General features: G+C 62.8%; 10 protein-coding genes. 7 read left to right on the forward strand and 3 right to left on the reverse strand.

The genetic code is table 11. The features are described from left to right. On the reverse strand, positions 1 to 258 hold a 258-nt coding region (locus tag Q5Y72_RS19285), incomplete at its 3' end, for a hypothetical protein (protein WP_305965015.1). Between Q5Y72_RS19285 and Q5Y72_RS19290 the strand changes: the two genes are divergently transcribed. From Q5Y72_RS19290 to Q5Y72_RS19300, 3 genes are all read left to right on the forward strand, one after another. Next, on the forward strand, positions 257 to 1510 hold the full coding sequence (locus Q5Y72_RS19290; RefSeq protein WP_305965016.1) for a DNA methyltransferase: 1254 nt from the start codon (positions 257 to 259) through the stop codon (positions 1508 to 1510). The two genes, Q5Y72_RS19285 and Q5Y72_RS19290, sit on opposite strands and share 2 nt — an antisense overlap. A 287-nt stretch (positions 1511 to 1797) precedes the next feature. Further along, positions 1798 to 2157: a hypothetical protein gene (locus tag Q5Y72_RS19295; RefSeq protein ID WP_305965017.1), complete on the forward strand. Its 360-nt coding sequence runs from the start codon at positions 1798 to 1800 to the stop codon at positions 2155 to 2157. Then, on the forward strand, positions 2154 to 3209 hold the full coding sequence (locus Q5Y72_RS19300) for a UTP--glucose-1-phosphate uridylyltransferase (RefSeq protein WP_305965018.1): 1056 nt from the start codon (positions 2154 to 2156) through the stop codon (positions 3207 to 3209). The genes Q5Y72_RS19295 and Q5Y72_RS19300 overlap by 4 nt, the downstream gene beginning before the upstream one ends. A 149-nt stretch (positions 3210 to 3358) precedes the next feature. On the opposite strand, the gene Q5Y72_RS19305 is transcribed toward Q5Y72_RS19300, so the two are convergent. Both Q5Y72_RS19305 and Q5Y72_RS19310 read right to left on the reverse strand, forming a co-directional pair. After that, on the reverse strand, positions 3359 to 3907 hold the full coding sequence (locus tag Q5Y72_RS19305; RefSeq protein WP_305965019.1) for a DUF3489 domain-containing protein: 549 nt from the start codon (positions 3905 to 3907) through the stop codon (positions 3359 to 3361). Positions 3908 to 4004: 97 nt separating this feature from the next. Then, positions 4005 to 4232, reverse strand: a complete 228-nt coding sequence (locus Q5Y72_RS19310) for a hypothetical protein (RefSeq protein WP_305965020.1) — start codon at positions 4230 to 4232, stop codon at positions 4005 to 4007. A 125-nt stretch (positions 4233 to 4357) separates the two neighbouring features. On the opposite strand from Q5Y72_RS19310, the gene Q5Y72_RS19315 reads away from it, so the two are divergent. The 4 genes from Q5Y72_RS19315 to Q5Y72_RS19330 all read left to right on the forward strand — a co-directional run. Then, positions 4358 to 4960 (forward strand): hypothetical protein, encoded by a 603-nt coding sequence (locus Q5Y72_RS19315; RefSeq protein WP_305965021.1) that lies wholly within the window; start codon positions 4358 to 4360, stop codon positions 4958 to 4960. After that, entirely contained in the window at positions 4908 to 6986 is a 2079-nt protein-coding gene (locus Q5Y72_RS19320; RefSeq protein ID WP_305965022.1) for a phage terminase large subunit family protein, read from the forward strand. Before Q5Y72_RS19315 ends, Q5Y72_RS19320 begins: the two co-directional genes overlap by 53 nt. Before the next feature lie 5 nt (positions 6987 to 6991). Next, complete coding sequence (locus tag Q5Y72_RS19325) at positions 6992 to 7204, forward strand: phage head-tail joining protein (RefSeq protein WP_305965023.1); 213 nt, start codon at positions 6992 to 6994, stop codon at positions 7202 to 7204. Positions 7205 to 7207: 3 nt separating this feature from the next. Next, positions 7208 to 7597: phage portal protein (locus tag Q5Y72_RS19330; protein ID WP_305965024.1), on the forward strand; the 390-nt coding region annotated here is incomplete at its 3' end.

Here is a 7597-nt window from a genome sequence, read left to right on the forward strand (position 1 = left end):
AGAAGACTGCCAGCGCCAGGCGATTTCACCGGGGAATCCACCCGGAATCCACTTGGCCAGCCTGAGCGCATTTTCGTTGAATAAAACAAAGCTTTGAGCGTCGCACGAGGGTGGCTTTCTGCTGGATTCCGGCAGAATCCAGGAAGCCACCGTCGGGATCCACTTTGCGGAAGCCACCGCCACCGGAAGCCAGCGGAATCCAGTGCGGGATCCACCCTGCTCGACGCCAGCCCAAACCACAGGACCACCCTGCCCCATGGACCTCACCTTCGCCCCGCGCCAGATCGAGTTCTGGCCGATCGAACGGCTGCGCCCCTATGCCCGGAACGCCAAGATGCACGGGTCCGATCAGGTCGCCCGGATCGCCGCCAGCATGGCGCGTTTCGGCTGGACCGTGCCCTGCATGGTCGGCGACGATGGCGAGCTGATCGCGGGTCATGGCCGGGTGCTGGCCGCGACCGAACTGGGGCTCAGCGAGGTGCCGGTGATCCGGCTTGGCCATCTCGACGAGGCGGAACGTCGGGCCTACCGGATCGCCGACAACAAGCTGACGGAACTCGGCGACTGGGACGAGGGGCTGCTGCGCGACGAGGTGGCAGGCCTGCTGGCTGATGATTTCGACCTCTCGCTGCTGGGCTTTGCCGAGGACGAGCTGGAGGCCCTGCTGCAGGATCCGGATCTCGGTGAAGATGGCGCTGCCGAGGGCGAGGACGAGGTGCCCGAACCTCCCGCCGATCCGGTCTCGGTGCCGGGCGATCTCTGGCAGCTCGGGCCGCACCGGCTGATCTGCGGCGACAGTACCAACGCAGATATCGTGGCAAAGCTGCTCGGCGATGTCCGGCCGCTGCTGATGGTCACCGATCCGCCCTATGGCGTGGACTACGATCCGGCGTGGCGCAATGCCACGGGTGCGGCCAAGACCAAACGTACTGGCAAGGTGCTGAACGATGACCGGGCCGACTGGCGCGAGGCCTGGGCGCTGTTTCCCGGCGATGTCGCCTATGTCTGGCATGGCGCGCTGCATGCGACTACGGTCGCCGACAGTCTGATCGCGGCGGGGTTTGATATCCGGTCCCAGATCATCTGGGCCAAGGACCGGCTGGTGCTGAGCCGGGGCAATTACCACTGGCAGCATGAACCCTGCTGGTATGCGGTCAGGAAGCGCGGCAAGGGCCATTGGGCCGGGGATCGCAAGCAGACCACGCTCTGGCAGATCGCCAATCGCGATCAGGATGCGGAAACGGTCCACGGCACGCAGAAGCCGGTCGAATGCATGCGTCGCCCGATCCTGAACAACTCGAGCCCCGGACAGGCGATCTATGAGCCCTTCATGGGGTCCGGCACCACGCTGATCGCCGCCGAGACCACCGGCCGGGTCTGCTACGGGATCGAGTTGAACCCGGCCTATGTCGATGTCGCCATCACCCGCTGGCAGAACCTAACGGGTCAGTCAGCGGTGCTGGACGGTACTGACAAGACCTTCGCTGATCTGACAACATCCCGACGCTGAGACCATGAATGACCTGGCTTTACCTTCCCCCGGACGCGTTTCCGGGGCCGATGACACCTGCCTCTTCGGGCTTTCCCTCTGCTCCGGCGCGGGCGGGATCGATCTCGGCCTCACCCTCGCCCTGCCCGGATATCGAACTGTTGGCCACTTTGAGCGGGAAACCCTTGCAAGTGCAACGCTGCCCAGACTTTACCTGCAGCATTTCTTAGGTAACAATTCACCTTACCAAACACAGTCGTCTTCGACCACAACTTGCTCCTTGACGGTCACTAAAGGAAATTTCGTCTTTGTCCGAGTTCAGAAACCGCGGAGTTGAAGTAGTCGTCGACACGACACGCATCGCGGAATTGGACTTCGCTGACAACTATGTGAGCGAAGCGGAGCAAGAAAGAATCGCTCGCAACCTTAAGCACGTGCTGAGATCAGAAAGCGATTTGACTGAAGGCATGTATCGACTCCGAGAAGTCATCGATGGCTGGGAAGCAATCTTCACTCACTACAGGGATGCCAACCACTACGTCGTATTGATTGTCGGGTACGGAAAAAAAGGGGAGATGGAAAGTACCCTCAGATTGGTGGCGCGGGCTGGATTTGAACAATTCGCCCCAGCAATCAATGTTATTTTGGATGGGAAGAAACGCAAATGAGCGGAGATCTTGATCTAAAAAAATACTCAGGCCTGGCCAACGAAGAGAAGATGGCATTGCGATTGATCGTCGCTAGCCAAGTAATTGATTTTTCTAATGGAAATGCAATCGCGCCGGGCGCAGAAGAAGTGCTCGGTTCTCCGTCACCCGCACTGCATATTGAAAGATCAAACCGCGTGACAAAAGCCGTTATTCCTGTTGCAGGATTAGGCACGCGTTTGCTTCCTGCGACAAAAACCATTCCAAAAGAAATCATGCCTTTGGTCGATCGTCCTTTGATCCAGTATGCAATAGACGAAGCGCGTGCGGCAGGAATCAAGGAGTTTATCTTCGTAACTTCCCGTGGCAAGGGTGCTCTAGAAGACTACTTCGATCAGGCGCACGAGCTTGAAGCCAGCTTGAAAAAGGCCGGAAAAACTGAACTTCTGGAAATCGTGCGCTCCACCAACATGGAATCAGGCGCCATCGCCATTATCCGCCAGCAAAAGGCGCTGGGTCTTGGTCACGCGATTTGGTGCGCGCGCCGACTGATCACTGATGATCCATTTGCGGTGCTACTGCCCGATGACGTTATCATCGGAGACCCGCCCTGCCTGCAACAGATGATCGAAGCCTATCAGGAAACCGGTGGGTGCATGGTCGCCACTATGGCGGTCCCGGCCGATGAGATCAGCTCCTACGGCGTTCTAGACGTGGCCGAGGATATAGGGGCCATCGTCCGTGTCCGCGGCCTGGTCGAGAAGCCTAGGGATAATGCGCCCTCGAACCTCGCAGTGATCGGGCGCTATATTCTGGCACCGACCGTGATGAACAATCTCAACAAGCTCAAGCAGGGTTCCGGCGGTGAGGTCCACCTGACCGGTGCCATCGCCGACGAGATCGCCGAGGGGCGCAATGTCTATGGGCTGCGCTTCCGCGGCCAGCGCTTCGATTGTGGTTCCAAAGCAGGTTTCATTCGAGCCTCCATAGCTTTAGCACTGGAGAGAGAAGAACTACGATACGCATTAGAGGATTTTCTTCAAGATCGCGTAGCATTGCGTAGCGGCGCATAGTAATCTCGATCATCTTGTGTACATGGTGGCTTATGTGAATTACTTTACACTCTGCACCCACTTAAACACAGCCTTATCAAGTAAAAGTCACCTACGGCGCTTTGCCGGGCTTTCATTTCCTTATGTCGGCGCGGCCGAAGATGTCGACTTTACCTAATTGCGCATTCCGCCACCGCATCCAGCCGGTACACTCGCCCACGCCCCGCTACTTGCTCTGAGATCACATTCAGCCCCAGTTTCTTCTTCAACGAACCGGAGATTGCACCGCGAATCGAATGATGTTGCCATCCCGTCGCCTCGGCTATCTCGGAGATACTCGCGCCTTCCGGCACCTGCAGCATTGCGATCAGCTGGGCCTGTTTCGTGCCGGGGCGCTGGGCGGCGGCGATGGCCTCGGGCTTCGCGTCCCGCAAACCGGCCATGGTCTTAACGACCACCGGATCGATGCCAAGGGCGCTTAGCCCGGCCTCGGTGGCGATCAGCGTGGTGCCGTGCCCGTCGCCGGTCTCGCGCCAGAGCGGTTCATTGCGCCGGAGATTGGCCTCGACCTCTTCGATCCAGCCGAGCTTGATCATCCGGCCGATAGCCATTTTCGCCGCTGCGCCATGCAGCCCCTCGGGCAGCGGCAATGCAAGATTGCCCGGCCGGGCGCTGGCCCGGGTCAGGATCAGGGATTGGGTGTCGGTGAGTTTCGGCATCATTTGCTCCGTGCATCGCCGCCGCAGGCTGCGGTCGGCTTCTACGGAGCCCGGCCCCGCATCGTGCGGGGCTCAGCAGTTGACACAGGCCATCCCGTCAGGCCGCGTGTTCGCCTTCGCCGAAAGCGAAGTCGCTGATCTGCTTCAGCAGGTGAGCCTGATATTCGAGGCTGCCGAGGTTGCTCCAGTTCACCTTTTCCGGGTCAGCACCGAAGTGGTCCTCGCTGAAGGCCTGCAGCCGGGAGAGCAGGGCGTCGATTTCGGCTTTTTTCGCGATGAAGGCGGCAAGGGCGGCGTCATTGGTGCGGGCGGGCTTGCGGGTCATTTTGCTCTCCGGGTGCATCCTGTCGTTGATGCAGCATCGCTCTGCGGGACCGCGAAGTGTAGAGAATTCGGAGCAATAACAGTGCTTTCTGATGCACATCACCATCATCTTCGGACGGGTTTTCCATGCAGGGCATGAGCGAACGGGCCTATGCGACCCATGCCGGGCTGTCGCGCGGGGCGATCCAGAAGGCGCGCAAGAGCGGCAGGCTGGTCCTCTTCGCCGACGGCTCCATCGACGCAGCCGCGTCCGATGCAAGGCGCGCGGCCACCACCGATCCGGATCAGCAGGGGCGGTCGAAAGGGGGCACTGCGCGGCAGGCGACGTCATCAACGCCACCGGACAGACCGGCGCGGCCCGACAGCGCCCTCGCCGCCCCGTCGATCTCCGGCCCGGGCGATAGCTCTTCCTATCTGAAGGCCCGAACAGCGCTGACAGTCTATCAGGCGCAGGAGCGCCAGATCGCCATCCAGAAGAAGAAGGGTGTGCTGGTCGACCGGGCGCGGGCCGAGACGCTGGTCTTCCGGCTGGCGCGGCACGAACGCGACGCCTGGGTGACATGGCCCGCCCGCGTCGCCGCGATCATGGCGGCGGAACTCTCGGCCGAGATGGAAAAGACCACCGGGGAAGCGATCAGCATCGGCACCGGGGTGCTGCAGAGGGTGCTGGAAACCCATGTCCGAGACCAGCTCACCGCCCTCGCCGATCTCAAGGTTTCTCTCGAATGACGACGATGGGACCGATGGTGACGGGAGCACTGCATACAGCCCCGACCTGCGTTTCGACGGCGCAGAGGACATGCTGCGCGCCTGGTCGCGCGGCATCCGGCCCGATCCGGACCTGACGGTGTCCGAATGGGCTGATAAACACCGCTGGCTGTCGTCGCGGGCGGCCGCCGAGCCCGGGCGCTATCGCACCGCGCGGACGCCGTACCTGCGCGAGATCATGGACGCGCTCTCGCCGGGGCATCCGGCGCAGCGGATTTCCTTCATGAAGGCCGCGCAGGTCGGCGCGACCGAAGCAGGAAACAACTGGATCGGTTTCGTCATCCACCACGCGCCGGGACCGATGCTGGCGGTGCTGCCGACGGTGGAGATGGCCAAACGCGCCTCGCGCGGGCGGCTCGACCCGCTGATCTCGGATTCGCCTGCACTCAGGGAGCGGGTCAGCCCGGCCCGGTCGCGCGATGCCGGCAATTCCATGCTGTCCAAGGAATTCCCGGGCGGCATTCTGGTCCTGACCGGCGCGAACTCGGCGACAGGCCTGCGGTCGATGCCCGCGCGATACCTGTTTCTGGACGAGATCGACGCCTATCCGCCCTCGGCAGATGAAGAGGGCGATCCGGTGACGCTGGCCGAGGCCCGCAGCACCACTTTTGCGCATCGCCGAAAGGTGTTTCTGGTCTCGACCCCGACGATCCGGGGGCTGAGCCGGATCGAGCAGGAATTTGAGGCTTCGGACCAGCGGCGCTTCTTTGTCCCCTGCCCGCATTGCGGTGCGATGCAATGGCTGGAATTCGAGCGCCTGCGCTGGGACAAGGGTCGGCCGGAAACGGCGGCCTATGCCTGCATGGCCTGCGATCAGCTGATCGCCGAGCATCACAAGACCGCCATGCTGGAGGCGGGCGAGTGGCGGGCCACCGCAACCGCCGCCGATCCGCACCATGTCGGCTATCACCTCTCGGCACTTTATTCGCCCATCGGCTGGAAAAGCTGGGAGCAGATCGCACGCGAATGGCTTGCGGCGCAGGGCAATGACGAAATGCTGCGCGCGGCCCGCAACACGCTTCTGGGCGAGACCTGGGTCGAGCGCGGCGAGGCGCCGGAATGGCAGCGGCTGGCGGATCGGCGCGAAGTGTTCGCGGCGCAGATCCCCGAAGGCGGTCTGTTCCTGACCGCCGGGGCCGACATCCAGAAGGACCGGATCGAGGTCGATATCTGGGCTTGGGGACGCGGGCTGCAAAGCTGGCTGGTCGATCACATCGTCATTCCCGGTGGCCCGGACAGTCCGGCGGCATGGGCGGAGCTGACCAAGCTGCTCGGACGGACATGGCTGCACGTCCATGGCGCGGTAATGCCGATTGCCAAACTCGCCGTGGATACCGGCTATGAAGCAGCAGCGGTCTATGCCTGGGCGCGGGCCCAAGGCTTCGAGCAGGTTGTGCCGGTCAAGGGGCTGGAAGGCTTCAGCCGGGCGACGCCGGTTTCCGGGCCGACCTTCGTCGATGCGACGGTGGGCGGCAAACGCCTGCGGCGCGGTGCCCGGCTCTGGTCAGTGGCCACCGCCACCTTCAAGATCGAGACCTATCGGTTTCTGCGGCTGGAACGACCGACAGACGAAGAGCGGGCGTCGGGCCTCCCCGATCCACCGGGGATGATCCATCTGCCGGACTGGGCCGACAGCGAATGGCTGAAACAGCTGGTTGCCGAGCAGCTGGTCACGGTCAGGAACAAGCGGGGATACCCCCGTCAGGAATGGCAGAAGCTGCGCGAGCGCAACGAGGCGCTCGACACCCGCGTCTATGCCCGCGCCGCCGCCTGGATCATGGGTGCCGACCGCTGGGACGAGCGGATGTGGCGGCAGCTGGAGGATCAGGCCGGTGTCACGGCACCAGTACCGGATGTCGGTGGTGGAGGTGCGAAGGCCGATGACCCGTCCGCTTCGACGAATGACCCGCCTGCCCGTCAGGCGGGCGCCCCGCCCACAACACCACGCCGCAAGCGGCAGACTTACACACCGCGTTTCATGAGGTGAGAGAGATGGAAATCGACCGGATGCGGGCGCTTTTGACCGCGCTGCAGGAAGCGCGCTTCAGCGGGCTGCGCAGCGTCAGTTATGACGGAAAGACCCTGACCTATGGATCCGATGCCGAACTGGCCAGTGCCATTGCCGATCTGGAAGCCCGGATTGGACGGGCATCCGGCACGACCCGTCGTCGGCGCTGGGGCACCGTGGCCACGAAAGGGCTCTGATCCATGGCATTCGACGGCATCCGCGCGCGCCTCGGCGCGATCATCGGCGGGTTCGATGCGGCGCAATCCCATCGTCGCTTGCGCGGCTTCCGGGCCAGCCGCGCCCATGTGAACACGCTGATCGCGGGCGCAGGCGAAACGATCACGGCCCGCGCCCGATGGCTGGCGCGGAACAATGGCTATGCCTCGGGCGCCGTGGAAGCCTTCGCGAGCAATGTGGTGGGCGACGGTATCAAGCCCTCCTCCTCCATCGCCAATGCGGCGCAGAAGGAGGCACTGCAGAAACTCTGGCTCGGCTGGACGGACGAAGCCGATGCCGAGGGTTTGACGGATTTTTACGGCCTTCAGCGCCGCGCCGCCCGCGAGTTGTTTCTGGCAGGCGAGGTCTTTCTG

The sequence above is a fragment of the Paracoccus spongiarum genome, assembly GCF_030732095.1.
Classification (GTDB): Bacteria; Pseudomonadota; Alphaproteobacteria; order Rhodobacterales; family Rhodobacteraceae; genus Paracoccus; species Paracoccus spongiarum.

What these genes read in the sequence shown, in the direction of transcription:
- Q5Y72_RS19325 (WP_305965023.1), top strand. Translation starts at nt 6,992, where the DNA reads ATGGAAATCGACCGGATGCGGGCGCTTTTGACCGCGCTGCAGGAAGCG.
- Q5Y72_RS19310 (WP_305965020.1), bottom strand. Translation starts at nt 4,232, where the DNA reads ATGACCCGCAAGCCCGCCCGCACCAATGACGCCGCCCTTGCCGCCTTC.
- Q5Y72_RS19300 (WP_305965018.1), top strand. Translation starts at nt 2,154, where the DNA reads ATGAGCGGAGATCTTGATCTAAAAAAATACTCAGGCCTGGCCAACGAA.
- Q5Y72_RS19290 (WP_305965016.1), top strand. Translation starts at nt 257, where the DNA reads ATGGACCTCACCTTCGCCCCGCGCCAGATCGAGTTCTGGCCGATCGAA.
- Q5Y72_RS19315 (WP_305965021.1), top strand. Translation starts at nt 4,358, where the DNA reads ATGCAGGGCATGAGCGAACGGGCCTATGCGACCCATGCCGGGCTGTCG.
- Q5Y72_RS19320 (WP_305965022.1), top strand. Translation starts at nt 4,908, where the DNA reads ATGTCCGAGACCAGCTCACCGCCCTCGCCGATCTCAAGGTTTCTCTCG.
- Q5Y72_RS19305 (WP_305965019.1), bottom strand. Translation starts at nt 3,907, where the DNA reads ATGCCGAAACTCACCGACACCCAATCCCTGATCCTGACCCGGGCCAGC.